Origin of the sequence: Methylobacterium sp. 391_Methyba4 (assembly GCF_029691625.1) — a bacterium.
In the GTDB taxonomy this organism is placed as follows: domain Bacteria; phylum Pseudomonadota; class Alphaproteobacteria; order Rhizobiales; family Beijerinckiaceae; genus Methylobacterium; species Methylobacterium fujisawaense.
On sequence record NZ_CP121475.1, the window covers coordinates 5,318,854 to 5,344,588 of the forward strand.

The 25,735-nt window shown below is 70.4% G+C and carries 22 protein-coding genes; 14 read left to right on the forward strand and 8 right to left on the reverse strand.

The genetic code is table 11. From position 1 onward, the window contains the following. Window positions 1-81 precede the first annotated feature (81 nt). Window positions 82-1,296, forward strand: a complete 1,215-nt coding sequence (locus tag P9K36_RS25080) for an ABC transporter permease (RefSeq protein WP_278306189.1) — start codon at window positions 82-84, stop codon at window positions 1,294-1,296. Window positions 1,297-1,689: 393 nt separating this feature from the next. Continuing rightward, window positions 1,690-2,229 carry a MucR family transcriptional regulator gene (locus tag P9K36_RS25085; protein WP_043346338.1) on the forward strand — a complete coding sequence of 180 codons (540 nt, stop codon included), beginning with the start codon at window positions 1,690-1,692 and terminating at the stop codon, window positions 2,227-2,229. Between the two features lie 142 nt (window positions 2,230-2,371). On the opposite strand, the gene P9K36_RS25090 is transcribed toward P9K36_RS25085, so the two are convergent. Next, window positions 2,372-3,805, reverse strand: a complete 1,434-nt coding sequence (locus P9K36_RS25090) for an FAD-linked oxidase C-terminal domain-containing protein (RefSeq protein WP_278306190.1) — start codon at window positions 3,803-3,805, stop codon at window positions 2,372-2,374. A gap of 228 nt (window positions 3,806-4,033) precedes the next feature. Between P9K36_RS25090 and P9K36_RS25095 the strand changes: the two genes are divergently transcribed. Further along, the gene (locus P9K36_RS25095; protein ID WP_043759616.1) at window positions 4,034-5,059 is read left to right on the forward strand and encodes a KpsF/GutQ family sugar-phosphate isomerase; all 1,026 of its coding nucleotides are present in this window, start codon (window positions 4,034-4,036) and stop codon (window positions 5,057-5,059) included. 123 nt (window positions 5,060-5,182) lie between these two features. Here P9K36_RS25095 and P9K36_RS25100 read toward each other — a convergent pair whose 3' ends face one another. The 3 genes from P9K36_RS25100 to P9K36_RS25110 form a co-directional block, all read right to left on the reverse strand. Further along, window positions 5,183-6,019 carry an SHOCT domain-containing protein gene (locus tag P9K36_RS25100; RefSeq protein ID WP_278306191.1) on the reverse strand — a complete coding sequence of 279 codons (837 nt, stop codon included), beginning with the start codon at window positions 6,017-6,019 and terminating at the stop codon, window positions 5,183-5,185. A 156-nt stretch (window positions 6,020-6,175) separates the two neighbouring features. Beyond that, complete coding sequence (locus tag P9K36_RS25105) at window positions 6,176-6,775, reverse strand: nitroreductase family protein (RefSeq protein WP_075381031.1); 600 nt, start codon at window positions 6,773-6,775, stop codon at window positions 6,176-6,178. Window positions 6,776-6,869: 94 nt separating this feature from the next. Beyond that, window positions 6,870-7,937, reverse strand: a complete 1,068-nt coding sequence (locus tag P9K36_RS25110; RefSeq protein WP_043346353.1) for a GSCFA domain-containing protein — start codon at window positions 7,935-7,937, stop codon at window positions 6,870-6,872. 74 nt (window positions 7,938-8,011) lie between these two features. On the opposite strand from P9K36_RS25110, the gene P9K36_RS25115 reads away from it, so the two are divergent. Continuing rightward, entirely contained in the window at window positions 8,012-9,046 is a 1,035-nt protein-coding gene (locus P9K36_RS25115) for a WcbI family polysaccharide biosynthesis putative acetyltransferase (protein WP_278306192.1), read from the forward strand. Between the two features lie 69 nt (window positions 9,047-9,115). On the opposite strand, the gene P9K36_RS25120 is transcribed toward P9K36_RS25115, so the two are convergent. After that, window positions 9,116-9,520, reverse strand: a complete 405-nt coding sequence (locus P9K36_RS25120; RefSeq protein WP_043346357.1) for a response regulator — start codon at window positions 9,518-9,520, stop codon at window positions 9,116-9,118. Window positions 9,521-9,872: 352 nt separating this feature from the next. Here P9K36_RS25120 and pal point away from each other — a divergent pair, with 352 nt between their 5' ends. From pal to glmM, 6 genes are all read left to right on the forward strand, one after another. Further along, a complete protein-coding gene (pal, locus tag P9K36_RS25125) occupies window positions 9,873-10,367 on the forward strand; it encodes a peptidoglycan-associated lipoprotein Pal (protein WP_278306193.1) in 495 nt (164 codons plus the stop codon). Window positions 10,368-10,479: 112 nt separating this feature from the next. Next, window positions 10,480-11,466, forward strand: a complete 987-nt coding sequence (gene ybgF / locus P9K36_RS25130; RefSeq protein ID WP_043384810.1) for a tol-pal system protein YbgF — start codon at window positions 10,480-10,482, stop codon at window positions 11,464-11,466. A gap of 110 nt (window positions 11,467-11,576) precedes the next feature. Then, the gene (gene tilS, locus P9K36_RS25135) at window positions 11,577-12,626 is read left to right on the forward strand and encodes a tRNA lysidine(34) synthetase TilS (protein ID WP_278307328.1); all 1,050 of its coding nucleotides are present in this window, start codon (window positions 11,577-11,579) and stop codon (window positions 12,624-12,626) included. 3 nt (window positions 12,627-12,629) lie between these two features. After that, window positions 12,630-14,552, forward strand: a complete 1,923-nt coding sequence (gene ftsH, locus P9K36_RS25140) for an ATP-dependent zinc metalloprotease FtsH (protein WP_043346363.1) — start codon at window positions 12,630-12,632, stop codon at window positions 14,550-14,552. A 223-nt stretch (window positions 14,553-14,775) separates the two neighbouring features. After that, a complete protein-coding gene (locus P9K36_RS25145) occupies window positions 14,776-15,522 on the forward strand; it encodes a sulfite exporter TauE/SafE family protein (protein WP_043346365.1) in 747 nt (248 codons plus the stop codon). Between the two features lie 133 nt (window positions 15,523-15,655). Continuing rightward, window positions 15,656-16,996, forward strand: coding sequence for a phosphoglucosamine mutase (glmM, locus tag P9K36_RS25150; RefSeq protein ID WP_043384857.1), 1,341 nt, complete (start codon window positions 15,656-15,658; stop codon window positions 16,994-16,996). A 4-nt stretch (window positions 16,997-17,000) separates the two neighbouring features. Here the strand turns inward: glmM and P9K36_RS25155 are convergent, their stop codons facing one another. Further along, window positions 17,001-17,339: an MmcQ/YjbR family DNA-binding protein gene (locus P9K36_RS25155; RefSeq protein ID WP_043384808.1), complete on the reverse strand. Its 339-nt coding sequence runs from the start codon at window positions 17,337-17,339 to the stop codon at window positions 17,001-17,003. A 277-nt stretch (window positions 17,340-17,616) separates the two neighbouring features. Here P9K36_RS25155 and P9K36_RS25160 point away from each other — a divergent pair, with 277 nt between their 5' ends. Then, window positions 17,617-18,591, forward strand: coding sequence for an outer membrane beta-barrel protein (locus P9K36_RS25160; protein ID WP_043346381.1), 975 nt, complete (start codon window positions 17,617-17,619; stop codon window positions 18,589-18,591). A gap of 252 nt (window positions 18,592-18,843) precedes the next feature. Then, a complete protein-coding gene (locus tag P9K36_RS25165) occupies window positions 18,844-19,827 on the forward strand; it encodes an omptin family outer membrane protease (protein ID WP_278306194.1) in 984 nt (327 codons plus the stop codon). Between the two features lie 393 nt (window positions 19,828-20,220). Here the strand turns inward: P9K36_RS25165 and P9K36_RS25170 are convergent, their stop codons facing one another. Beyond that, the gene (locus P9K36_RS25170; protein ID WP_043346385.1) at window positions 20,221-20,769 is read right to left on the reverse strand and encodes an HNH endonuclease; all 549 of its coding nucleotides are present in this window, start codon (window positions 20,767-20,769) and stop codon (window positions 20,221-20,223) included. A gap of 509 nt (window positions 20,770-21,278) precedes the next feature. Here P9K36_RS25170 and P9K36_RS25175 point away from each other — a divergent pair. Continuing rightward, window positions 21,279-23,996, forward strand: a complete 2,718-nt coding sequence (locus P9K36_RS25175) for a DUF3772 domain-containing protein (protein WP_278306195.1) — start codon at window positions 21,279-21,281, stop codon at window positions 23,994-23,996. On the opposite strand, the gene P9K36_RS25180 is transcribed toward P9K36_RS25175, so the two are convergent. After that, window positions 23,997-25,019, reverse strand: a complete 1,023-nt coding sequence (locus tag P9K36_RS25180) for a diguanylate cyclase (RefSeq protein WP_043384800.1) — start codon at window positions 25,017-25,019, stop codon at window positions 23,997-23,999. A 204-nt stretch (window positions 25,020-25,223) separates the two neighbouring features. Here P9K36_RS25180 and P9K36_RS25185 point away from each other — a divergent pair, with 204 nt between their 5' ends. Continuing rightward, window positions 25,224-25,718 (forward strand): CAP domain-containing protein, encoded by a 495-nt coding sequence (locus P9K36_RS25185; RefSeq protein ID WP_043384797.1) that lies wholly within the window; start codon window positions 25,224-25,226, stop codon window positions 25,716-25,718. Window positions 25,719-25,735 lie beyond the last annotated feature (17 nt).

Here is a 25,735-nt window from a genome sequence, read left to right on the forward strand (position 1 = left end):
CTGGGCGAGTCCCTGGGAAAGTCTCTGGGCAAGCCCCGGGGCAGCGGGATGGCGCGCGGCACGGGCCGGGAGACAGCACGGATGAACGAGGTCACGCGTCCCGGCGAGAGCGAGGTCGTGCCCGCGCCGATGCCCGGCGCCCAGCCGCTGGTCCTGCGGCCGGACGAGGGGGCACCGGTCCCGGTCGCCGCCGCGGGCCGGCGCGCGCGCCTGTCGCCGCTCAACCGGCGCCGCCTCGACAATTTCCGCCGCAACCGGCTCGGCTACGGGTCGTTCCTGATTTTCGCGGTCCTGTTCGTCCTCAGCCTGTTCGCGGAATTCATCGCCAACGACCGCCCGATCCTGCTGTCCTACAAGGGCGAGTGGCTGGTCCCGGTGCTGGTCGACTATCCCGAGGAGAAGTTCGGCGGCTTCCTCGCGACGACCGATTACCGGTCGTCGGAGATCCGCAAGGAGATCGCGGCGAACGGCTGGGCGCTCTGGCCGCCGATCCCGTTCTCGTACGACACGATCAACGAGGATCTGCCGACGCCGTCGCCGTCCCCGCCCACCTGGATGCTCACCGACGCGCAATGCCGGCCCGTGGCCGAGAAGCTCGGCGGCACGGGCTGCGCGGACATTCCCTGGCACTGGCTCGGCACCGACAACACCACCCGGGACGTGCTCGCGCGGGTGATCTACGGCTTCCGAATCTCGGTGCTGTTCGGCCTGATCCTGGCCGCGGTCTCCTCGGTGATCGGCGTCGTCGCGGGGGCCGTGCAGGGTTATTTCGGCGGCTGGGTCGATCTCGCCTTCCAGCGCTTCATCGAGGTCTGGGGCGGCATCCCGACCCTCTACCTGATCATCATCATCTCGGCCTTCATTGCCCCGGGCTTCTTCGTCCTGCTCGGGATCATGCTGCTGTTCTCGTGGGTGGCGCTGGTCAGCGTCGTGCGCGCCGAGTTCCTGCGAGCCCGGAATTTTGAATACGTCCGGGCCGCGCGGGCGCTGGGCCTGTCGAACATCCGCATCATGACGGTTCATCTGCTGCCGAATGCCATGGTGGCGACCCTGACCTTCCTGCCGTTCATCCTGAACGGCTCGATCACCACCCTGACGTCCCTGGACTTCCTCGGCTTCGGCCTGCCGCCGGGCTCGCCCTCCCTCGGAGAGCTTCTCGCGCAGGGCAAGGACAATCTCACCGCGCCGTGGCTCGGATTGACCGGCTTCCTGGTCATCGCCGTGATGTTGAGCCTGCTCGTCTTCGCTGGCGAGGCTGTGCGCGATGCCTTCGATCCGCGTAAGACTTTCGTCTAACGTCGCGATCGGCGGGCGAAAATGACGCAGGCGCCCCGCCCGTCTTTCCACAACTGTACGAAGATCGAGCGTTGTCCCGGCATGACCGCAGGGCAATCGTGAGCGATCGTCTAGGTGCGCCCTCGGTCCGGGCGGTAAAGGTCTCTGCCGCCAGCGAAAACCCGGCTCCAGGATCCGGCTAGCATTCGTGGGACCGGCGGGGATAAAGCGCTTCAGAAGTGCGCCTCAAGTGCCATCTATGCAACCATACCCTGTAAGCACAGCCGCGTGATCGAGGTTTAGACTTCTGCACGATCACAGATAATTGTATGAATCGCCTTGCATTTTCTGGACGCTGTCTTAACTCGCGAAAAGTGAGGATCCAACCAGGCTTTTGCGCCGAGGAAAGAGAGAATGTCAGAAGCTGCGCCGACATCGCAATTGGACTACATCGAACGGACCGTGGACGTCGTCGCGGCCTACGTTTCCAACAACTCGCTACCCTCGGCCGATTTGCCGGCCCTGATCGCGAGCATCCATGAGGCCCTGAACGCGATCGGATCCGGCCCGGTCGCCCCGGCGACCGAGAGCGTCGAGCGGCCGACGCCGGCTCAGATCCGCAAGTCGATCCGGCCTGACGGACTGGTCAGCTTCATCGACGGCAAGTCGTACAAGACGCTGAAGCGCCACCTGACCAAGCACGGGCTCGATCCGCAGAGCTATCGGGAGCGCTACGGCCTGCCGGCCGATTACCCGACCACCTCGGCGAACTACTCGGCCCAGCGCTCGGCTCTCGCGAAGAGCCTCGGTCTCGGCCAGCCGGGCCGGTCTCAGTCCGCCGACAAGGATGCGGAACCCGCTGACGAGGCGGTCTCCGCCCCCGCCCCGAGCCGGCGCAAGGCTTCGGCCGCCGCGACCAAGCCGCGTGCCGGCCGCAAGGTCGAGGCCGCCTGATCGCGGCCGCGGAAGCCGGACGGTCGTAGGCGCGCGATCGGAGACGGTCGCGTCCTCACCGTCCGCAGGTCCTGCAGGGCGCCCTGGCGCGCTGTGGATTCAGGCCGGCTGCGGTCCGGCCTGACGGTCACGCGGCCGCCGATCAGGCCGCGAGCCGCCCATCCAGCGGAAAGACCTTGGCGGGGTTCAGCATCCAGTCCGGATCGAACACCGCCTTCACCCGCATCTGCTGCTCGAGATCGACCTGATCGTACTGGAAGCGCATCAGGTCGCGCTTCTCGATGCCGACGCCGTGCTCGCCGGTGAGGCAGCCGCCCACCTCGACGCAGAGCTTCAGGATCTCGTCGCCGGCGGCCTCGGCCTTCTGCAATTCGCCGGGCGTGTTGATGTCGAACAGGATCAGCGGATGCAGGTTGCCGTCGCCCGCGTGGAACACGTTGGCGACCCGCAGGCCCTTCCCGGCGCAGATCGCGCCGATCCGCTCCAGCACCGGACCGAGCTGGCCGGTGGGGATCGTGCCGTCCATGCAGATGTAGTCGGAGATCCGGCCGGTGGCCCCGAAGGCCGATTTCCGGCCCTTCCAGATCGCGGCCGATTCCGCCTCCGAGCGCGAGACCCGCACGCTGGTCGGGCGGAAATCCTTGGCGATCGTCTCGATCCGCGCCAGCATCGCGTCGCACTCGGCATCCGAGCCCTCGACCTCGATGATCAGCATCGCCTCGGCGTCGCGGGGGTAGCCGGCCTGGGCGAAATCCTCGGTGATGAGGATCGCCTCGCGGTCCATGTACTCGATCGCCACCGGGATGATCCCGGTTGCGATGATCGCGGCGACGCAGTCGCCCGCATCCTCCACCTTCGAGAAGCCGACCAGCACCGGCCGCGCCCCTTCCGCCGCCCGCAGGATCCGCACGGTGGCCTCGGTGACGATGCCGAGCTGACCCTCCGAACCGCAGACGAGGCCGAGCAGGTCGTAGCCGCCGCTGTCGAGGTGTTCGCCGCCGATCTCCACCACGGTGCCGTCGTTGAGCACCAGGGTGACGCCGAGCAGGTTGTTGGTGGTCACGCCGTATTTCAGGCAGTGGGCGCCGCCGGAATTCATCGCGATGTTGCCGGCGATCGTGCAGGCGAGCTGGCTCGACGGATCGGGGGCGTAGAAGAAGCCCTCGTGGGAGACCGCCCCCGAGATGGCGAGGTTGGTGATGCCGCTCTGCACCCGGGCGGTGCGGTTGGCGAAGTCGAGGTCGAGGACCTTGGTCATCTTGCCGACGCCCAGGATGATCGCGTCGGCCTGCGCGATGGCGCCGCCCGCGAGCGAGGTGCCGGCGCCCCGGGGGACGACCCGCACGTTGTTGGCGTGGCAATAGGCCATCACGGCGGCCACTTCCGCGGTGGTGGAGGGCAGCACCACGGCGAGCGGCATCTGCCGGTAGGCGGTGAGCCCGTCGGTCTCGAAGGCCCGGCGCTCGTCCTCGCTGACCACCAGCGCCTCCGGCGCGACCAGGGGCGCGAGGCCGGCCAGGATCGCGTCGCGGCGGGCGAGGATCGCGGGATCGGGGTCGGGGAAGCGGATGGTCATGGGGCTTGTGCCCTCCTTGGGCCCGCGGCGCGGGGTGGCATGCGGGATGGCGTGCCGGCAGCATGGACCGCGGCGGCCGCGCCTTCAACCGGCGTGCGGCGCTGCGTCGTCCCCGCGTCACATTTCAACCACGACGGCTGCCTAGCGTCGCCGGACACGCTTTGCTGCGCCGATCCGCGAGCCCGGCCCTCGGTGCCGGATCCGGTCGACGGGTCCAGAACGGAAACGATGAACGCTCCCGCCTCCAGCGCCCTGCGCGACGATCGTTACGACGCGCCGTCGGCGCATCTCGCCACCACCCGTGACCTCGGGATCCGCAGCCTCCAGCTCGGCATCGCGGCCCTGCAGGAGGCGAGCGCGGCCTTCCAGGGCCGGCTCGGCGCGGCCTTCGAGGAGGCGGTGCAGACGATCCTGCAGAGCAAGGGCCGGGTCATCGTCAGCGGCATCGGCAAGAGCGGCCATGTCGGCCGCAAGATCGCCGCGACGCTGGCCTCCACCGGCACGCACGCCTTCTTCGTCCACCCCACCGAGGCGAGCCACGGCGACCTCGGGATGATCGCCCGGGACGACGTCATCATCGCCCTGTCGTGGTCGGGGGAGACCGCGGAGCTGTCCGACCTCGTCGGCTTCAGCCGCCGGTTCTCGATCCCCCTGGTCGCCATCACCCGCAACGGCGAGAGCACGCTGGGCAAGGCCGCCGACGTGCTGCTGGAACTGCCCCGGGTGCGGGAATCCTGCCCGCACGACCTCGCGCCGACCTCCTCGAGCCTGATCCAGCTGGCCCTGGGCGACGCCCTGGCGGTGGCGCTCCTGGAGCGGCGCGGCTTCACCTCGGCGCGCTTCCACACCCTGCATCCCGGCGGCACCCTGGCCGCCCGCCTCAAGACCGTGCAGCAGGTGATGCACGGACCCCAGGACATGCCGCTGGTCCACGAGACCGCGCTGATGTCCGAGGTGCTGATCGAGATCGCGGCGCGGCGCTACGGCTGCGTCGGCGTCACGGACGCGGCCGGGCGCCTCGTCGGCATCGTCACGGACGGCGACCTGCGCCGCCACATGGGCCCCGCGATCCTCGACACGCCGGTCACGGACATCATGACCCGCGACCCAATCACCGTGGAGCCCCACAAGCTCGCCCAGACCGCGCTGGAACTGATGAACCGCCGGCTGATCACGGCGGTCTTCGCGGTCGCGGACGGACGGCCCGTGGGCATCGTGCACGTCCACGATCTGCTGCGCGTCGGCATCGTCTGAGGCCGTTCGGAACCGGCAGGTCCGATCCTCCCCCCCGTCCTGAGGCCTCCGTCGCGCTGCGGCCCCTCGGGATGAGGACGGAGGGTCGGACGACCGGCGCCGGATCCGCCGGTCGGGCGCCGCTCACAGCCGCGCCAGCAGCTCCGCCTTCTTGGTCGAGAATTCCGCATCGGTGAGCACGCCGCGCGCGTGGAGCGCGGCCAGATGCTCGATGGTGGCGAGCACGTCGTCCGATGACGACCGATCCGGCGCAGGCGCTGCGGCGGGACCCTGGATCCCAGCCGCATCCACCGGATGCGGATCCGCCGGGTGAGTGCCCGCGGGGTAAGTGTCCGCGGGGTAAGTGTCTCCTGGGCGTGGATCCGCTTGGCGCGGCGCGGCGACCTCCGCCTCGATCCGGCGCAGGCGGTCGAGGGCGACGGCTCCGGCCGGCCCGGTGAAGCCGAGGCTTCCATCCGCCTGCGACACGCCGGTGATGCGGTGCTCACCGGTGTCGTAGAGAGCCACCCCCGCCCCCGATTCGACCGCGAGCCGCCGGCTGTCCGGGAAATAGGCGTAGCGCAGCCCGTTCTGCGCACCGGTGCTCGCCGGGTTCCCGAGACCGGCCGGCCACCACTCGCCGCCGCCCCGGAGGGCCGCAGGGGCCGCATCCGAGAAGCCGCCCGCCGGGAGCGCCCCGGCCAGCTCGGTGCAGAGCGCACCGACCCGCGCCTTCAGCGCGTCGTCGAACATCCGGCCGACCATCACCATGCCGCCGGCGAACCACTGGCCCATGCCGCCGAGATCCGGATGGTCGAACTGCGCCATCGTGCCGTGGCCGCGCTCCAGCGCCTGCACGAGATGGCGCACCGCATCCAGGCTGACCCCGTGGCGCTCGGCCACGCTCTGCAGCCCCGAGGCGTGGTCCAGCGGTCCGTCGTCGAAGAAACCGTCGCGCGGGGCGCTGTCGGACGGGTTCATGAGCCAGCTCCCGATTCGTCGCAGGGCGGACCGGATCGGTGCAGGCCCGGCGATCCGCCACCCGGCGTGCCCGGCCTGCGGCGGTGAGCCCCAGGCCGGCCACGACGTTGCGCTGCGGACACAATCCCTGGTCGAAGGCACCGGTTCCGGCCCGTCTCAGTCCGCGGCGGGCGGGAACGGACCCGCGATGGTGAAGTCGGTGATCGGCCGGCGGCCGTTCGGCGTCTCGCGGGGCCGCTGCTCCTCGGTGAGTTCGGTCTCGGGCGTCTTGCGGCCGACCGCGAAGGCGGCCTCGATCCGGTGGTTCTCGGGCAGGCGCAGGATCTCGGGGGCACGGACATGGTCGAAGCCGACCATGCCGTGGGCGTGCCAGCCCTGGTGGATCGCCTGGAGCTGGAAGGCCAGCGAGGCGGTGCCGGCGTCGAAGGAGTGGCTGTAAGACGGCTTCAGCTCGTCGCCGACCTTCATGAGCCCGTTCGAGACCAGGAACAGGATCGCGCCGGTGCCGGATACCCATTTCTGGTTGCCGGGCACGAGCAGGCCGAGGAAGGTCTCCCAGTGGGCGTCGCCGCGGAGCGCGTAGAGGAAGCGCCAGGGCTGCGAGTTGTAGGCGGAGGGCGACCAGCGCGCCGCCTCGATCATCCGCATCAGCTCGGCTTCGGGCACGGCCTCGCCCGTGAAGGCGCGGGGCGAGTGCCGCTTCACGAAGACCGGATCGATGTCGTGGTCGGCGCGGCGGGGCGGGGGCAGGCTCAAGGGATTCGTCTCCGGAAGGGCGGGGCGCCCGGGCGGCCGAGCTTGCCCGAAACGCCTGCCCGGAGGCAAACCCGATGCCGACCCGATGCCGACCCTAGGCCACGCTGCGCTCGATCTCCTCCTCGTCGCAGATCACGCCGGCATTGCCCTCGAACTCCGCTGCGAGGTCCACGGGGGCGTGGGTCGGCGCCGGCGAGACCCGGTCGCGGGCGAAGGTCGCCAGGAACAGGCGCATCACGTGGCGGACGCCCGCATCGTTGATGGTGCGCTGGTCCTCGTTGTAGTAGCGCCCGGCATTCACGTTGCTCGTGACGATGTCGTAGGCGGGGAAGTAGACCGCCCGCGGGTCGCCGCGGCCGACCACCTCGCCGGCCGCCACCCGCAGCACCGACTTGGAGTAGCTGTTCGACTCCATCACGTGCCGGTCCATGTAGGTGGCGATCATCGGCACCGGCGAGACCGTGAAGATCACCCGCGCCTTCGGGTTCACGCTCCAGAGCCGGTCGAGGAAGCCGTTGAGGTCGCCGAGCACCTCGCCCGCGCCGGCATTGACGCATTCATAGAGGTCCGGATCGAAGGTCCCGCCCGCGACCCCGGGGGCGAGCGGCAGCGCCGCCCCGTCGGCCCGCCAGCGCCAGCCTTCCGTGAGGCCGAGTGTCAGCACGAACACGTCCAGGGTCTCGAACAGGCGGCGCACCTCGGCGAGATGCGCGTCGCGCGCCGCGACCACCTCGGCCTCGCTGGCGAAGCCCGCCGGCTCGACCGTGGGGCGGAACGGGTCGACGTAGCGGCCGTCGTCCCGCAGCCACGCCTTCAGCTCCGGCTCGAACTTGCCGTAGGCCCGGTCGAACAGCTGCACGAACTGGCGCGTGTAGTAGAGGTTGCCGTAGCGCGCCGAGAACGTGCCGAACTGCCGGGCATTGGCCTCCTCGGCGCTCATGCCGGGGGGCGGCGGCTCGGTCAGGTAATAGTTGAAGCCGGCGCCGCGCACCGCCTCGGCCACCCGCTGCGCGAAGCAGGAGCCGCCGGTGGCGACCTTGTCGGTCGGCCCGATGACGAACGTGTCCTTCGGGTGCGGATTGACCGCGAAGGGCGGCACGTTGGTGACGACCTTGCGCCAGAATCGCTCGGCCGGTAGACCCGTATACGGATTCAACGCCATCTTCGAACCCTCTTCTTCACGACGGCGGCAGGCCCTCGGGGGCGCTGACCCGTCCGCTGACACCGGCACGCGACGTGGCCCTGAACGACCTGCCCCGGCGCGCCCGCAGCGCGTTCACCCTCGCGACACCCAGTTGGGCGCCCACCTGGGCGACACCATGGCGGAACCGCGCCCGCGCCGCCACGACCCGTGACGGGCCGAGCATCGCGGTGCTGGGCAATTGCCAGGCGCGGGGCATCGCCCGGGCCATGCGCCTGCTCGCGCCGAAGAGCCCGGTCCGCTACCTGCCCATGGGCTCGCTGAAGCGCGACCACGGCCATGTCGACGGCTTGATCCGGACCCTGCGCGCCCACGACCACGTCTTCTCGCAGGCCTTCCCGGCCGGGCTGATCCCGGGCGGCGACGTCGCCACTCTGCGCGCGGCCGACCCGCGGCTCAAGCTCTTCCCGTCGATCGTGTTCTCGGCCTTCCACCCGGACATGGTCTATGCCGGCCAGGCCTCGGACCTCGCCGCCCTGAAGCTCGCGTCGTCGCCGATGGGCCAGTACCACTCGGCGATCGTCCTCACCGCCCACCGGCTCGGCCTCGAGCCGCAGCGCACCGCCGGCCTGTTCCGCGAGGAGGTGTTCGCCCGCCTGGGCTATCTCGACCATTGGGATCCGGCGGTGCGCGAACTCGTCGGCGCGGCGGATGCCCTGGGCTTCGGGCTGGAGCGGGAGGTGACCCGCTGGGCGCGCCGCGGCGCCTTCATGCATCTGATGAACCATCCCAAGGTCCATGTCCTCGGCGACATCGCCCGGCGGCTGCTGCTGGAGAACGGGCTCACGCCCGAGCCCGTGGAGATCGAGGATTATCTCGGCGACGAGCTGGCTCAGGACGTGGTCTGGCCGCTCTACCCGCCCATCGCCGAGCATTTCGGGCTGACCGGCTCGTACCTGTTCAAGGCCAAGCCCCGGGGCGACGACTTCCCGGTGCTCTACGACCTCTCGGGCTTCATCGCGGCGAGTTTTGCCGTCTACGACGCGACGTCCCCTGGGGATCTCGCCTGTCCCCGGGTGGACGCTTGGCTCGCCGCGCCGGAGATTGTCGCGCTGTTCCGGCGCGGTTGAGGCCGTCTCCGGCCGTGAAGGGCGTCCGACCGAAGGATGCGGACGGCCCGTGATCCGGGAGGCGGCGTCTCAGCCTGCCGTGCAGAGTTGGCTGTCGCAGTCGGTCGCGCCGAGGCCCTCGACCATCATCCGGACCAGCCGGTTGACCTCCTGCACCTGGAAGGGCTTGCGCAGGAACAGGCTGCCCGGCACGCCGCTGCGGCGGTTCGTGTCCGTCGAGGAGTAGACCACCGGACGGTCCGGATGGATCGCCCGGAAGGCATGGGCCACGGTCCAGCCGTCGATCAGCCCCGGCAGGTGGATGTCGGTGAACAGCCAGTCGATCGCATCGCCCCGGTCGCGCAGGACGGTCAGCGCCGCCTCACCCGTCGAGGCCTCGATCACCCGGATGCCGTGCGTCTCGCACAGGCTCGCGATGATCTCGAGGAGCAGGTAGCTGTCCTCGACGATGAGGACGCACTGGGCGGGGCGCATGACGGAGGTCCGGTTTTCGGCCCGTCGATTAGGAAGCGTTAGGGTTGAGGATTCCTTAAGGTCCCGGCCGGAACCGTTACGGTGCGGAAGCCCCGCGCCTGTTGCCGCGCCGCAACCGACACGGCCGAAATGGCCCTTCGCCTCCGTCCGCCCCGCCGCCGCCGCATTCCGGGCGTGTCCCGGGTGCGTCAGCGCACGCCATCGCTCGGTGCGGACCGTCACCACGGCCGCCGCGCCGCGCGACGGAACCGTCGCTTAACCATCCCCGCCTACCAACGGCGCCAGGACTATGCGGACCCGCCTCGAAGACCCGCAGCCGGCCTTCGGCACCGCTCGAGGAGTTTTTCAGACCATGCCCCAGCGTTTCCGCGCCGCCGCCCTCGGCCTCGCCCTCGTCGCCGCCCTCGGCCTCGGCGCCTGCAGCAACGACAAGGACCTCGCCGACGCCTCCGCCTTCGGGGCCGGCGCCGCGACCCCGGGCAGCGCGCAGGACTTCGTCGTCAATATCGGCGACCGGGTCTTCTTCGAATCGGATTCCACCGACCTGACGCCCACCGCGACCTCCACCCTCGACAAGCAGGCCGCGTGGCTGCAGCGCTACCCGCGCTACACCTTCATCATCGAGGGCCATGCCGACGAGCGCGGCACCCGCGAGTACAACTTCTCCCTGGGCGCCCGCCGGGCCCAGGCGGTGAACGACTACCTCGCCACCCGCGGCATCGCGGGCAACCGCATGCGGACGGTGTCGTACGGCAAGGAGCGGCCGGTGGCGGTGTGCAACGACATCTCCTGCTGGTCGCAGAACCGCCGGGCGGTGATCGTCCTCGACCGCGGCGCCGGAGCGTAAGCCGTCGCGACGCGTTACCCGGAGGCGGCCCCGGCCGCCGCCGCGCCGCAGTTTTGCCGCGGTGCGGCGCATCTGTTAGGGCCTCGCGCCGCCACCGGATCGCACCCCCACCATGTCCGCCCGTCTTCGCACTCGCCTCGCGCTCACCACGATCCTGGGAGCCGTGCTCCTCGGCCACCCGGCCGTCGCGCAGGATGCCTCCGAGCTGGTGGTGCGCCTCGGCCGCATCGAGAACCAGTCCCGGCTCATGGCCGGCCAGATCGAGACCCTCCAGTACGAGAACCGCCAGCTCAAGGAGCAGCTGCGCAAGTTCCAGGAGGACGTCGAGTTCCGCCTGAACGAGGGCAAGGGCGGCAAGCCCTCGGCCGCTCCCGCGCCGTCGGGCCCCGTCAACGGCGGGAATCCGGGCGCCGGACGCCCCGGCAAGCGCGGCGACGCTTTCGACCCGGCCCAGGCCCCCGGCGCCCCGGGCACCCCGATGCAGCTCGGCAGCACCCAGCCCTCGGCGCCGCTGCCGCCCCGGGAGGCCGTCGAGGCGGCCGAGGCTGCGCCCCGGCCGCAGCGCCTGCCGCAGGGCGCGATCAACGGGGAGGACGAGGACGCGGAGGCCAGCGCCCCCGGCTACGACGAGCCCGTGGACCTGCGGCCGCCGGCCCGGACCGGGGCGATCCCGGCGCGGCCCTCCGAGAGCGTCGCGGCAACGCGGACGGGCGATCCGGCCGCCGATTACGATGCCGCGGTCGAGCTGTACCGGGCCAAGCAGTACGAGCAGGCCGAGATGGGCCTGCGCCAGTTCATCCAGTCGCATCCCCGCGACAACCGCGTCGCCGGCGCGACCTACTGGCTCGGCGAGAGCTACCTTGCCCGCGGCCGCAACCGCGAGGCCGCCGAGCAGTTCCTGAAGGTCTCCACCGACTACGCCCGCTCCTCCCAGGCGCCCGATGCCATGCTGAAGCTCGGCGTCACGCTCAACGCGCTCGGCGCCCGCGAGCAGGCCTGCGCGACCCTGGCCGAGCTCGACCGGAAATTCCCCAATGCCGGCAGCGGCGTCCGTCAGGGCGTCGCCCGCGAACAGAAGCGCGCCCGCTGCGGCGCCTGAGCGACCCGGGCGACCCGGTCCTCGGCGCCCTCCGCCCCTGGCTCGATCCGGCCGCGCGCGGCGGGCGGGGTGTCCTCCTCGCCGTCTCGGGCGGCCCCGATTCGAGCGCCCTGCTGTATGCCGCCGCTGCCCTGCGCGACGCTGGCCCGGTCGCCGTGCAGGTCGCCACCGTGGATCACGGCCTGCGACCGGGCTCGAAAGCCGAGGCCGAGGGCGTCGGCCGTGCCGCCCGGGATCTGGGCCTGCCCCATGCACTCCTGACCTGGGCGGGCGCGAAGCCCGGCACCGGCCTGCAGGATGCGGCCCGCACCGCCCGCTACGCCCTGCTCGCCGCTCAGGCCGCGGCGATCGGCGCCGGTCTCGTGCTCACCGGACATACGCAGGATGACCAGGCCGAGACGGTGCTGATGCGGCTCGCGGCCGGCAGCGGCCTCGCGGGGCTTGCCGGCATGCGCGCGGAGCGGACCTTGGCCGCCGGCCTCAGCCTCGGGCGCCCGTTCCTGCATCTGCCGAAGGCGACCCTGGTGGCGTGGTGCGAGGAGCGCGGCATCGCGTATCTCCGCGATCCCGCCAATGGGAATCCGCGCTTCGCCCGCGGCCGCCTGCGCGAGGCTTGGCCGGTTCTGGAACGCGAGGGCCTGACCCCGGCGCGTCTCGCCCGGCTCGCCGAGCGCGCCGCCCGCGACGAGGCCGCGCTCCGGAGCGCGGCGGAGCAGGCCCTCGACAGGATGGGGCGGTCCGGACCGGAGACGGGGGCGGGGACGGGGCTGCGCCTCGACGGAGCCGCCCTGGCGGTTCTGCCGGATGCCGTGGTCCTGCGCTGCCTCGATCTCGCCCTGACCCGGGCCGGCGCGGCACCGCGCCGCCTCGAACGCCTCGAGGCCCTGGTCCTCGAATCGCTCCTGCCGGCCCTGCGCCGCCGGGAACCGATCCGGCGCACCCTGGCGGGGTTTCTCGTCTCCGCCGATTCGGGGGGAGCCGTGAGCCTCGCCCCTGCTCCGCCGCGCCGAAGCACGGGGGCAGGTGCTGCCCTCGCCGCAGGGGCTCCCGAATTACTTGGCAAGGGAGAGCCCCCCGCCTACATTGGTGACGTGTGCACGGATGGACCGGAACAGCCGCGTGGCATCTCCGTCCTGGGGGTCGCACGCGCCAAGGATTGATCGATGAACCCGAATTTTCGCAACTTTGCCTTGTGGGTCGTCATCTTCCTACTGGTGCTGGCCCTGGTCACCCTGTTCCAGAACCCGGGGCACCGGGGCGGCGGCAGCGAGATCGCCTACAGCCAGCTCCTGAACGACGCCGATGCCGGCAAGATCCAGTCGGTGGTGATCTCCGGGCAGGACGTGTCCGGCACCTATGTCGGCGGCGGCAACTTCACGAGCTACGCGCCCAACGACCCGAGCCTGGTCTCCAAGCTCCAGGGCAAGGGCGTGCAGATCACCGCCCGCCCGCCGTCGGACAACACCCCCTGGTTCATCCAGCTTCTCGTGAGCTGGCTGCCGATCCTGGTCTTCATCGGCGCCTGGATCTTCCTGTCGCGCCAGATGCAGTCCGGCGCCGGTCGCGCCATGGGCTTCGGCAAGTCGAAAGCCAAGCTCCTGAACGAGGCCCACGGGCGCGTGTCGTTCGACGATGTGGCGGGCGTCGAGGAGGCCAAGGAAGACCTCCAGGAGATCGTGGAATTCCTCCGCGACCCCCAAAAATTCCAGCGGCTCGGCGGCCGGATCCCGCGCGGCGTGCTGCTCGTCGGCCCGCCCGGCACCGGTAAGACCCTGATCGCCCGGGCGGTCGCGGGCGAGGCCAACGTGCCGTTCTTCACCATCTCGGGCTCGGACTTCGTCGAGATGTTCGTGGGCGTCGGCGCCAGCCGCGTGCGCGACATGTTCGAGCAGGCCAAGAAGAATGCCCCCTGCATCATCTTCATCGACGAGATCGACGCGGTCGGCCGCCACCGCGGCGCCGGCCTCGGCGGCGGCAACGACGAGCGCGAGCAGACCCTGAACCAGCTCCTCGTGGAGATGGACGGGTTCGAGGCCAACGAAGGCGTCATCATCATCGCGGCGACCAACCGCCCCGACGTCCTCGACCCGGCCCTGCTGCGGCCCGGCCGGTTCGACCGTCAGATCATGGTGCCGAACCCGGACGTTACCGGCCGCGAGCGCATCCTGCGCGTCCACGTCCGCAAGGTGCCGCTGGCCCCCGACGTCGACCTGAAGACCATCGCGCGCGGCACCCCGGGCTTCTCGGGCGCCGACCTGATGAACCTCGTCAACGAATCGGCCCTGCTGGCGGCCCGCCGCGGCAAGCGCATCGTCACGATGCACGAGTTCGAGGACGCCAAGGACAAGGTCATGATGGGCGCCGAGCGGCGCACCCTGGTGATGACCGAGGATGAGAAGCGGCTCACCGCCTATCACGAGGGCGGCCACGCCATCGTCGCCCTCAACGTCCCGGCCACCGACCCGGTGCACAAGGCGACGATCATCCCCCGCGGCCGGGCGCTCGGCATGGTCATGCAGCTGCCCGAGCGCGACAAGCTCTCCATGAGCTTCGAGCAGATGACCTCGCGGCTGGCGATCATGATGGGCGGGCGCATCGCCGAGGAGATGATCTTCGGTCAGGACAAGGTCACCTCGGGCGCCCAGTCGGACATCGAGCAGGCGACCCGCCTCGCCAAGATGATGGTGACTCGCTGGGGCTTCTCGCCGGAACTCGGCACCGTCGCGTACGGCGACAACAACGACGAGGTCTTCCTCGGCATGTCGATGGGCCGGCAGCAATCGGTCTCCGAATCGACCGCCCAGAAGATCGACGCCGAGGTCCGCCGCCTCGTGGAGACCGGTCTGGAGGAGGCGCGCCGCATCCTGGCCGAGCACAAGGACGATCTGGAAGCCCTGGCGCAGGGTCTCCTCGAATACGAGACCCTCTCGGGCGAGGAGATCCGCAACCTGCTCAAGGGCCAGCCTCCGATCCGCGACGGCGGCGACGTGCCGCCGACCCCGGCCCGGGGCTCCTCGGTCCCCTCGGCGGGCCGCGGCCGGCCGAAGGAGAGCGACGGCGGCCTGGAGCCGCAGCCGCAGGCCTGAGGCACGGACACCAGCACGACCACCGGAAAGGGCGCCCCGCGGCGCCCTTTTTCGTGCCGGCGCCGGATGCGACGCGCGCACGGACCGCGTCGGCAGCCGCCTGTGACAATCCGGACGGCTCGTTTATGACTCGGCCGCGCCAACACGGCCGAAGCTTCGGTGCCGCCCACCCGGGGGTTGGGCCGGACTGGCCAAACGCTCACCCCGTCGCAGAAACGCTTCCATGCCGGTCTCGACCTATCTCGTCGTCGCCCTGGGCGCCGGCGTCGCCGGCTTCGTGCAGGGTCTGTCGGGCTTCGCCTTCGGCCTCGTGGCCCTGTCGTTCTGGGCCTGGGTGATCGATCCGAAGCTCGCCGCCATCCTCTCGGTGGCCGGGGGGCTCGCCGGCCAGATCGTCGCCGCCGTCTCGGTGCGGCGTGGCGTCGATCTCAAGAGCCTCGCGCCCTTCGTGCTCGGCGGCCTCGCCGGTATCCCGCTCGGCGTCCTGCTGCTGCCCAGCCTCGACGCCGACCGGTTCAAGGCCCTGCTCGGCCTCCTGCTGATGGTCTGGTGCCCGGTGATGCTGTTCGCCCGGGACCTCCCGCGGGTCACGGCGGGCGGTCGGATCGCCGACGCCGCGGTCGGCCTTGCCGGCGGTGTCATGGGCGCCCTCGGCGGCTTCACGGGCGTGCTGCCGACCCTCTGGTGCACCCTGCGCCGCTACGAGCGCGACGTGCAGCGCACGATCGTCCAGAACTTCAACCTCGCGATGCTCGCGGTGACGATGATCACCTATCTCGCCTCGGGGATCATCACCCCGCCGGTCCTGCCGATGCTGGCCGTGGTCCTGCTGGCCATGCTGATCCCCACGCTCCTCGGGACCCGGGCCTATGGCGGCATCAGCGAAGTGGCGTTCCGCAGGCTCGTGCTGAGCCTGCTCACGCTCTCGGGCCTCACCCTCTTGGCGTCGGCGCTGCCCCGGCTCCTGTAAACGCCGCGCCGCCCCATTTCGAACGCCTTTGTCGGGAAGCAACCGATTCACCGTCGGGGAGCGTCCGGCTCCGGATTTCACCGAAATCTGCTAGGCTCTGCCCGGCCCGCCCTCGGGTCTCGGAGACGTCATGGTGCGCAAGTATTTCGGAACCGACGGCATCCGGGGCCGGGCCAACGGCGTGATCACGCCGGAGCTCGCCCTCAAGGTCGGGCAGGCCGCGGGCCTCGTGTTCCAGCGCGGCGACCACCGGCACCGGGTGGTGATCGGCAAGGACACCCGCCTCTCCGGCTACATGATCGAGACCGCGCTCGTGGCCGGCTTCACCTCGGTGGGCATGGACGTGCTGCTGCTCGGGCCGGTGCCGACGCCGGCCGTGGCGATGCTGACCCGCTCCATGCGGGCCGATCTCGGCGTGATGATCTCGGCCTCGCACAACCCGTTCGAGGACAACGGCATCAAGCTGTTCGGGCCCGACGGGTTCAAGCTCAACGACGCGATCGAGCACGAGATCGAGGGGCTGATCGACGCCGACATGCACAAGCGCCTGTCCGGCTCCAACGATCTCGGCCGGGCCAAGCGCATCGAGAGCGTGCATGCCCGCTACATCGAGTTCGCCAAGCGGACCCTGCCGCGGCAGGTGACCCTGGACGGGTTGCGGGTGGTGGTCGACTGCGCCAACGGCGCAGCCTACCGGGTCGCCCCCGAGACCCTGTGGGAACTGGGCGCCGAGGTCATCGCCATCGGCACCGAGCCGGACGGCTTCAACATCAACCGGGATGTCGGCTCGACCGCGCCCGCGGCGCTGATCGACAAGGTGCGCGAGCGCCGGGCCGATATCGGCATCGCGCTGGACGGCGATGCCGACCGGGTGCTGATCGTCGACGAGAAGGGGCATGTGGTCGACGGCGACCAGCTCATGGCGGTCGTGGCGCGCTCCTGGCAGGAGGACGAGCGTCTCACGCAGCCGGGCGTGGTCGCAACGATCATGTCGAATCTCGGCCTGGAGCGCTATCTCGGCGGCCTCGGTCTCACCCTGGCCCGCACGGCGGTGGGGGACCGCTACGTCCTCGAGCACATGCGCGCCCACGGCTACAATCTCGGGGGCGAGCAGTCCGGGCACATCATCATGTCGGACTACACGACCACGGGTGACGGCCTCGTGGCGGCCCTGCAGCTGCTGAGCGTGGTGCAGCGGCAGAACCGGCCCGTGAGCGAGGTCTGCCACTGCTTCGACCCGCTGCCGCAGATCCTCAAGAACGTCCGCTACCGGAGCGGCGAGCCGCTCCGCCAGGACAGCGTGGTCAGCGCCATCGAGCATGCCCGCGAGCGGCTCGGCAATGCCGGCCGCCTGGTGATCCGCCCCTCGGGCACCGAGCCGGTGATCCGCGTCATGGCCGAGGGCGACGACCGCGGCCTCGTCAACGCGGTGGTCGACGAGGTGGTCGACGCCGTCACCCGCGCCGCGGCCTGACCGGTCAGGCCGCCGCGTAGGCGGCGCGCAGATCGGGCGGCGCGGTCACGCGCCACGCCCCCAGCAGCGCCGTCCGCAGGGTCTCCTCGTCGCAGAGATCGAGGTCGAGATTGGTCCAGCCCCGGCGTCCCCAGGCGCCGTCCAGGGGCGTGAACAGATCGGGCTCGGCCGCGCACAGGGCGGCCTGATCCGCGGGCGCGAGGCGCAGCACCACCCGGGCCTCCTCGACCCAGAGGGTCGCGAAGACCCGGCCGCCGACCCGGAAATCCGGGTTGCCGCTGTGCGCGCCCGTCACCGTCTCGGGCAGCATCGGGGCCAGGATGCGTACGTCCTCGGGACCCATGGGGATGTCAGCCGGTGCGGAGCCCGGGCAGCCGGGCGGCGATGGTCGGGGGGCGCATGGGTCCCATCCAAGACAGATGAACCGGACCAACCTGGGGATCCCCGGCGGCAGAGGCAAGCAAGTCGCGTCCGGATAACGGTTTCGACAGGCCGGCAACGGATGCGCAAGCCTAACATTTAACGTTAAGCCGGATTTAAGACGTTGCTTCCATCCTTCGCTGCGTACCCCGGGACCGCGCGCCGCGCGTCCGGCTCACGAGTCCAGTGAAGGAATCTCCATGGCCCGCTCCAAGCTGAACGCTTTGGTGCGTAGCCTGACGCTCGCGGCGAGCGTCGGCGCGCCCTGCCTCGCCGCGGCCGCGGATCTGCTGCTTCCGCCGCCGCCTCCGCCCCCGCCCCCGCCGATCGAGGTCGGCGGCGGCTGGTACCTGCGCGGCGACGTGGGCGCGAGCATCTACACCCGTCCGCGCTACAGCGACGCCTACGACTACACCGGCTATCCGGACGCCAACCGCGCCTTCGGCAACACGATCGGCGGCGGCGGCTTTGCCGGCGTCGGCGTCGGCTACCAGTTCACCCCGTTCCTGCGCGGCGACATCACCGGCGAGTACCGCTACTCGACCGGCCTGCGCGGCAGCGAGTATTACAAGGGTCCCGATTTCGACAACGGGCTCGGGTCGTACGGCGTGAACAAGTCGAGCGGAAACTTCGATTCCGCGGTGGTGCTCGCCAACGCCTATTTCGACCTCGGCACGTGGTACGGCATCACGCCGTTCATCGGCGGCGGCGTCGGCTACGCCTTCAACCACGTCTCGAGCTACTCGACGAACCAGCAGTTCACGAGCCCGACCTACGCCTACGATTACACCAATGCCGGCTGCGGCTGCATCCCGTACGCCCCGGTCTACGACCCGAACGGCAACGCGGTGTACAACACCAACAGCGGCAGCAAGTTCTACAAGGACAAGACGACCGGCAGCTTCGCCTGGGCGCTCCATGCCGGTCTCGCCTACAACGTGACCGACGCGCTGAAGATCGAACTGGCCTACCGCTACCTGAACCTCGGCAAGGCCGAGACGGGACCGGGCTTCGTGCCGTGCTGCACCGGCAGCCTGCAGGCGATCAAGGTGAAGGACATCGAGGCGCACGATGTGAAGATCGGCCTGCGCTACTACCTCGGCGGCCTCGTGGCGGCCCCGCTGCCGCCGCTGATGCCGGAGCCGATCCCCGGCCCGCTGGTGCGCAAGTACTGATCGGGCCTCGGTCCCGATCCCACCGACAGGCGACGACGGCGCGGAGGCTCTCCGCGCCGTTTCGCGTTTCCACGCCCCGTTCCGGTCGATCCGGGCCTGAATGCCGCCAATACCCGACGCGTCACGCCGGGATTGCGATCTCCGGATTGGAAATCCGTCATCGTGTTCAGCAACGGAGAATTAAGGTTACCGACGTATCACCGGGGTGAGGCTCGATCCGCTGCCGTCTCTTGCTGTCCCAGGACGATCCCGATGCGTACCGTCACCTTTCCGCTGCTGGCGGTTCTCGGTCTCTGCGGCGTGAACACCGCCCGCGCCGCCGATCTGGACTACGATTACCTGCGCGGCGCCGATTACGATCCTATTCCGGTCGTGCAGACAGAAACGCTCTCTGCTGAGTTGTTCGTCGGGTACGTGGCCGGCCAAGCCCATGAATATGTGAATGTTGTCGGTGGCGTCGGGCGCGTCAGCCAGTTGAACTGGACAACGAATTCGCTTGCCGTCGGCGGCCGCGTCGCCTTCAGCCCCTTCGAGGACGTCACCATTCGCGCTCGCGGCTGGTCTTCAGTGTTCTCAGGTGGTGAGATGGAGGATTTTGATTGGCTAAAAGGCTACAATGGGCTCAATAGCTGGTCACACTACTCGCAAAGTCCCAACGCCAAGCCATCTAAAATGTGGCAGGCCGACGTGAGTGCGGCTCTAACGTTCTACAAAGACGAAGATACAGCCTTCTACGGCATCGGAGGCTATCGGTACTTCACTTTCAAATCGAACGCCCGAGGCGGATCGTATATCTACTCCTCCCCATTCGGCTTCCGCGACCAACAGGGCATGTTCGCTGGAGGCCAGCTTGGGATCGCCTATCAGCAGGAATGGCAGACGCCCTATCTCGGGATCGGCGGCAAAATCGCCTTCGGTGACTGGACGGCTTCAGGTGAGCTGATCGGCAGCCCGGTCGCGATCGGGATGGCGAAGGACCATCATGCCCTGCGCTATATCGTCTTCAAGGATACGATGAGCCCCACCGGCATGGTCGGCTTCGACGCAGCGCTTGAGTACAGGGTGACGCCACTGATCTCTGTCGTCGGACGTGCCGAATATCAGAATTATCTCGAGGCCGTCGGAAGCGAGAAGCTATACGCGGGCGGTGTGTTGGCTGCGGCTTTCCCGAAGCCGTCGGTCGGCGCGTCGATGGAGACGCTGCTGCTCTCGCTCGGTGTCAAAGCCAAGCTCTGATCCCCAAAGATGCGGATCGCTCCGCATCACCGTCGCCCCGCAGGCCCAACGTCATGATCAGAGAACCCCGAACCTTGAAAATCTGGGTTGCCATGGCTGGTGGGCGCTGCGCGACCAGCTTCTCAGCGGGTCTGGCATTGTTGCTTTCCCTGGGATCCGCCTCCGCGGCTGATCCCGCCGTCGCGCGTCCCCGCCCCGGTCACCTGAGAGCGGACGCCGCGCCCGCGGCGCTTGGATATCGGGCAGGATACCGGCCTCGCCATCGGATAGAGATCATCGGTCCGCCCCTCGACGTTTCCCGTATCCGGGACTACCTGCCGCGCAACCCCAACGTCCCGATGTACAACGAGCCGCCCCGCCGCGAGCCCGTCTGGTAAGGGCCGCGGGCCGCGCTCAGTTCTCCAGCTCGCTGTCCCAGTACAGGTAATCGAGCCAGGTGTGATGGTACTGGCGGTGGTCGAACTCGGGCTGCCGGTGGTGCAGCTCGTAGCGCGTCGGCCGGCGCGGCTCGGTCATCAGCGGCATGTCCGCCTCGGCCGGCGTGCGGTTGGCCTTCCGCAGGTTGCAGGGCGAGCAGGCCGCCACGACGTTCTCCCAGCTCGACAGCCCGCCCCGGGAGCGCGGCACCACGTGGTCGAAGGTCAGGCCCCCCGAGGGCAGCCGCAGGCCGCAATACTGGCAGCTGAACCCGTCGCGCAGGTAGATGTTGTAGCGGGTGAAGGCCGGGCTGCGGGCCAGCGCCACGTAGTTCTTCAGCGCCACCACGCTCGGGACCCGCAGGGAGCGCGAGGGCGACCGTGCCTCGACGTCGTAGCTCGCCACCAGGGTGACGCGGTCGAGGAACAGGGCCGTGAAGGCGTCCTTCCACGACCAGAGGGAGAGCGGATTGTACGAGAGCGGCCGATAATCCGCGTTGAGGACGAGGGTTTGGAGATCCATCATCGGCGCGACTCTTCGGACTAGCTCTGGCGCGGAGAACGCGCGGGACCAGGCCGCCGCCCCGCCGGCCCGTCCGAACCGGCCCGCGGCCGATGCAGGACGAGCCGGCGCGCGGAGCGACGGCTTGACGGGAGAGGCGGAGGGAACAACAGGGCGGCGGGCCGGCGCGCGGGGGCGCCGGTCGATGCGGTAGCATCCGGAACGCGGCCGGGCCGGGCCGGCATCGCCACCGGCCGCGCCCTTTCGCGTAGCGACGAAAAGGCCCTGTCCATCAGGTGTTCATCTAATCCCAGCGTGACACCCTTGTGAAGCTTTTCCGGATGGGCCGCGGGGACGCACCCACAGCGGCCGTCCGGGGCCGGATCCGGCCCCGGGGTGGGCAGGGGCACGCTTTCGCCCTATTGCTCGCCCAGAGCGCCCGGCCGCCAGGAGGCCCGCCCGGTCCCCGATCGCCGCCGATTCGCCGATGCCGGACCCCGGCCGGCCGCCGTGCGCCCGACGAGAGGTTGCTCATGCATCATATCCCAGCGCGGATCCTGAAGCCGGAGGGCGCGTCGCGCCTGTCCCGCCTGCTCGTTCTGTTCGCCGCGCTGGTGTTCGCAACCCCGGCGGCCCTGACCCTGCCGGCCTTCGCCCAGGATCCGGCGCCCGCCGCCAAGCCCGCGGATCACAAGCCCGCGCCCGAGGCCAAGCCCGCGGACGGCAAGGCGCCGGACACGAAGGCGCCGGACACGAAGGCGCCCGACGCGCAGGCGACCGGCGCGAAGCCGTCCGACGCGAAGCCCGCAGCCCCGCCGGCCGCCAAGGCCGAGGTCCCCGAGCAGTTCAAGAAGGTCCGGGCCAAGCTCGACGCCGCCAAGGCCGAGCTCGACGCCCGCGAGAAGCAGCTCGGGCATACGGACCTGACGGTGGCCGACCTCACGGCCATCCGCGACAGCGCCGTCACGGTCACCGACGAGATCCGCACCCTGGTCACCCGGCTCGACGCGCCGCTGGAGGCCGCGCGCGAGCGCCTCGCCCAGCTCGGTCCGAAGCCGAAGGACACCCAGGAGAGCGCCGATGTCGCCGCCGAGCGCGGCGAGCGCGAGGCCGCCGTCACCCGCATCGACGAGACCCAGCGCCTCGCCCGCGCCCTGGTGGTGCAGGGCGATCAGATCGTCGACCGGGTCTCGAACCGCCGCCGCGAATCCTTCACCCGCGACCTGCTCCAGCGCTCCCAGCCCCTGGTCGGCCCCGGCCTCTGGACCAAGGTGATGGGCGACGTGCCCCGGGACACGCGCGCCCTGCAGAGCGCCGTGTCGGATATCGGGCTGCTGTTCTCGCGCAACGGCAGCCTCACCAACCTGCTGTTCCTGGGGCTCGCCTTCGGGATCTCGGTGGCGCTGTATTTCGGCCGGCGCAACATCGCCCCCAAGGGCGCCCGCCGGGACGCCGCCCGGACCGATCCGTCGCGGCGCGCCGTGATGCTCGCCGCCTGGCGGGTGATCCTGCTCGGCACGGTGCCGGCGGTGGCCGGGTCCTACGCGGTCTACTACGCGCTGGACGCCACCAACCTGCTGCCGTCCCGGCTCCTGCCGGTGGCCGCCGCGATCCTCGGGGGGCTCGCCTTCATCGCCTTCGTGGAGGCCCTCTGCGACGGGCTGCTCAGCCCCGAGAAGCCGGCGTGGCGGCCGGCCCCGGTGAGCGATGCGGCGGCCACGCGCCTGACCCGGCTCGCGGTCGGCATCGCCACGGTGATCACCGTGGTGAAGTCCGTGGAGGCCCTGAATTCCGGGATCTCGGCGGCCCTGCCGATCTCCATCGCCACGCGGGGCATCGGGGCGGTCGCCACGGCCCTGATCCTGGCTGTCGGCCTCCACCGCTTCGCCGATACCGAGCAGGAGGAGGAAGCCTGCTTCGGCCCCTACGTGCCGACCAAGACCACCACGGGCATCGGCGGGCCGGCGCGGCTGCTCGGCTGGGCCGCGGTGGCGCTGATCGGGCTCGGCGCGCTGGTCGGCTACGTCGCCTTCGCGGCGTTCCTGATCGACCAGCTGATCTGGGACGCCAGCGTCCTGGTCCTGCTTTACCTGCTGGTCCAGAGCGTCGACATCTTCGTCGGCCGCGCGCTCAGCGACGAGACCCGGCTCGCCACCACGCTCCAGGCCAATACGGGCCTGCGCAAGCGCTCGCTGAACCAGATCTCTGTCCTGGCGACCGGCGCCGCCCGGCTCGTCCTGTTCCTCGCGGCCGCGATCCTCGTGCTGGCGCCCTGGGGCCTGGATTCCACCGACATCGTCTCCTCGGTCCGGCAGGCTTTCTTCGGCTTCAAGGTCGGCGACGTCACGATCTCGCTCTCCAGCATCGCCTTCGGGATCGGCATCCTGGTGGTCGGCGTGTTCATCACCCGCGGCGTGCAGCGCTGGCTGGAGAACACCTACCTGCCGGCCACGGACCTCGATGCGGGCCTGCGCAACTCGATCACCACGGTGGCGGGCTATTGCGGCTTCCTGATCGCGCTGGCGCTCGCCTTCTCGTATCTGGGCCTGAGCCTGGAGAAGCTCACCATCGTGGCCGGCGCCCTGTCGGTGGGTATCGGCTTCGGCCTGCAGTCGATCGTCAACAACTTCGTCTCCGGGCTGCTGCTCCTATGGGAGCGCCCGATCCGGGTCGGCGACCAGGTGGTGATCGGCGATCAGGAGGGCATCGTGAAGCGGATCTCGGTCCGCTCCACCGAGATCCAGACCTTCGACCGCTCGGCCGTGATCGTGCCGAACTCGAACCTGATCTCCGGGGTGGTGAAGAACCGGGTGCGGGGCGACCGGACGGGTCGCGTCAGCATCACGGTCAGCGTCCTGCGCAACCAGGACCCGGTCCGTGCGGCCGAGATGATCGCGGCCTGCGCGCAGGGCCATTCCGACGTCCTGAAGGAGCCCGCGCCCCGGGTGGTGTTCAAGAAGATCGGCGATCCCTTCCTGGAATTCGAGCTGCTCGTCTGGATCGTGGACGTGAGCCTCGGCCAGAAGGTGGTGACCGACCTGAACTTCTCCGTGTTCTCGACCCTCTCGGAGGCGGGCTTCATCCCGCCGCTCGGGCCCGGCTCCAGCATCGTCACCGTGCAGGGCCTCGACACGATGCAGAGCGCCATGGGCGAGATCGCCAGCCGCTTCATCCAGCCGACGGATGTCCCGGAGGGGGGCGACTCGGCCCGGGTTCCGCGCGACCGCAGCCTGCGGAGCGCAGGCGGCTGACTAGCCGCTCCCGACGGCGATGCGGACGGCGTTCCCGCCCGCATCCTTGGCGGCGTAGAGCGCCGCATCCGCCCGCTCGAACAGCCGGGTCCGGCTGCCGCCCGTCGCGATGCCGGTCTTGACCTCCAGGGCGATGCCCACGGAGGCGCCGATCCGCACCATCTGTCCGCGATACGGAATCGGCCGGCTCAGGGCGGCGACGATGCGCCGGCCGCACTCCGCCAGCGCGCGGAGATCCACGGGCGCCCGCAGGAGCACGGCGAATTCGTCGCCGCCGATGCGCGCCACGAGGGCCGCGTCCCGGCAGATGGCCGCGAGCCGCGCGGCGGAGCGCCGGATGCACTGGTCACCGGCGATATGGCCATGGAGGTCGTTGACCGGCTTGAACCCGTCGAGGTCGATGAGGATCAGGGCACCGAGGGGATCCGGTCCGGCGCCGGACGATCCGGCGTCGAACTGCGCCTCGAAGGCGTGGCGGTTCGCCAGTCCGGTGAGAGGGTCGCGGTCGGCGCGCCGGCTCAGCTCGGCCAGCCGGGCGATCTCCTCGGTGACGTCCTGCTTGGTTCCGAAGAGCCGGGCTGGCCGTCCGCCCTCGGTCTCGACCGCCGCGCGGATGCGGATCCAACGCGGCCGGCCGCAGGCGGTGCGGATCTCGGCATCGAGCCGGAAGCTCGCGTGCCCGGCGATGGCCCGGCGGCGGATCGACTCCAGCAGCCGCCGCGAGGCCGGCTCGTAGAATTCCAGGATCCGCGGGCGGTGCAGCGCCGCGCCCCGGGGGATGCCGAACAGATCGTGGACTCCCCCGGACCAATCGAGGGCGCCGTCATCCAGGCGGCACGACCACAGCCATGTCCCGGCGGCGGCCAGGGCATGCTCCTGACGCGCCAGCAGGCCGGCCTGCGCACGGATGATCGCCTGCTGCAACGCGAGCGTCGCCGCGGCGTCGGGATCGGTGGCCGATTCGGCCTGGGCCGACGGGCCGGCAGGCCCATCGACGGCGCGATCGCGGGGCGTCTCCAGCATGGTCAGGGAACGCTCGGTCGTGAGGTCGGTGCACGTTTAGACGACAGGTCTTTGAGGAAGCCCTAATCGTCCGATGCGCGACGGCCCGGCAGCGCCTATATGCCGCCGGGGCGGCTCGACCGTCGCAGGGATGGGTAAGTCGTGACGAGACGCGATCGGGACGGTCGGCATGCGGGGCGCGGGCTCGGCCGGATCACGGGCAGGATGCTGGGTCGCGCGACGGGCTCGGCGGCGCTGACCGCGGCAGCCCTGCTCGGCGGCTGCGCCACCCAGGCGCCGAGCACCGCGGCGTTGCCGAGCATCTACCTGCCCCTCGCCAGCAACAGCGCACAGATCGACGTCGCGGCGGCCCGCGACATGATCTCGTCCTACCGCCGCAACCGCGGCGCGCCGCCCCTGACGGTCGATCCCGAATTGCAGCGCCTGGCCGAGGCCGAGGCGGCCGCGATGGCCCTGGCCGACCGGCCGAGCCGGGCGCAGACCGTCAAGGCCGCCGTGGAACGGCTCGGCTACGCCAACGTGAACGCCAACCTCTCGGCCGGCTACCACACCCTGGCCGAAGCCTTCTCCGGCTGGCGCGAGAGTCCGCCCCACGACGCCACCATGCTGGCGCCCGAAGCGACCCGGATGGGAATCGCCACCGCCTACGCCCCGGGCTCGAAGTACAAGGTCTACTGGGCGCTGCTCACCGCCCGATAGAAGCGGTTGACCGGCGG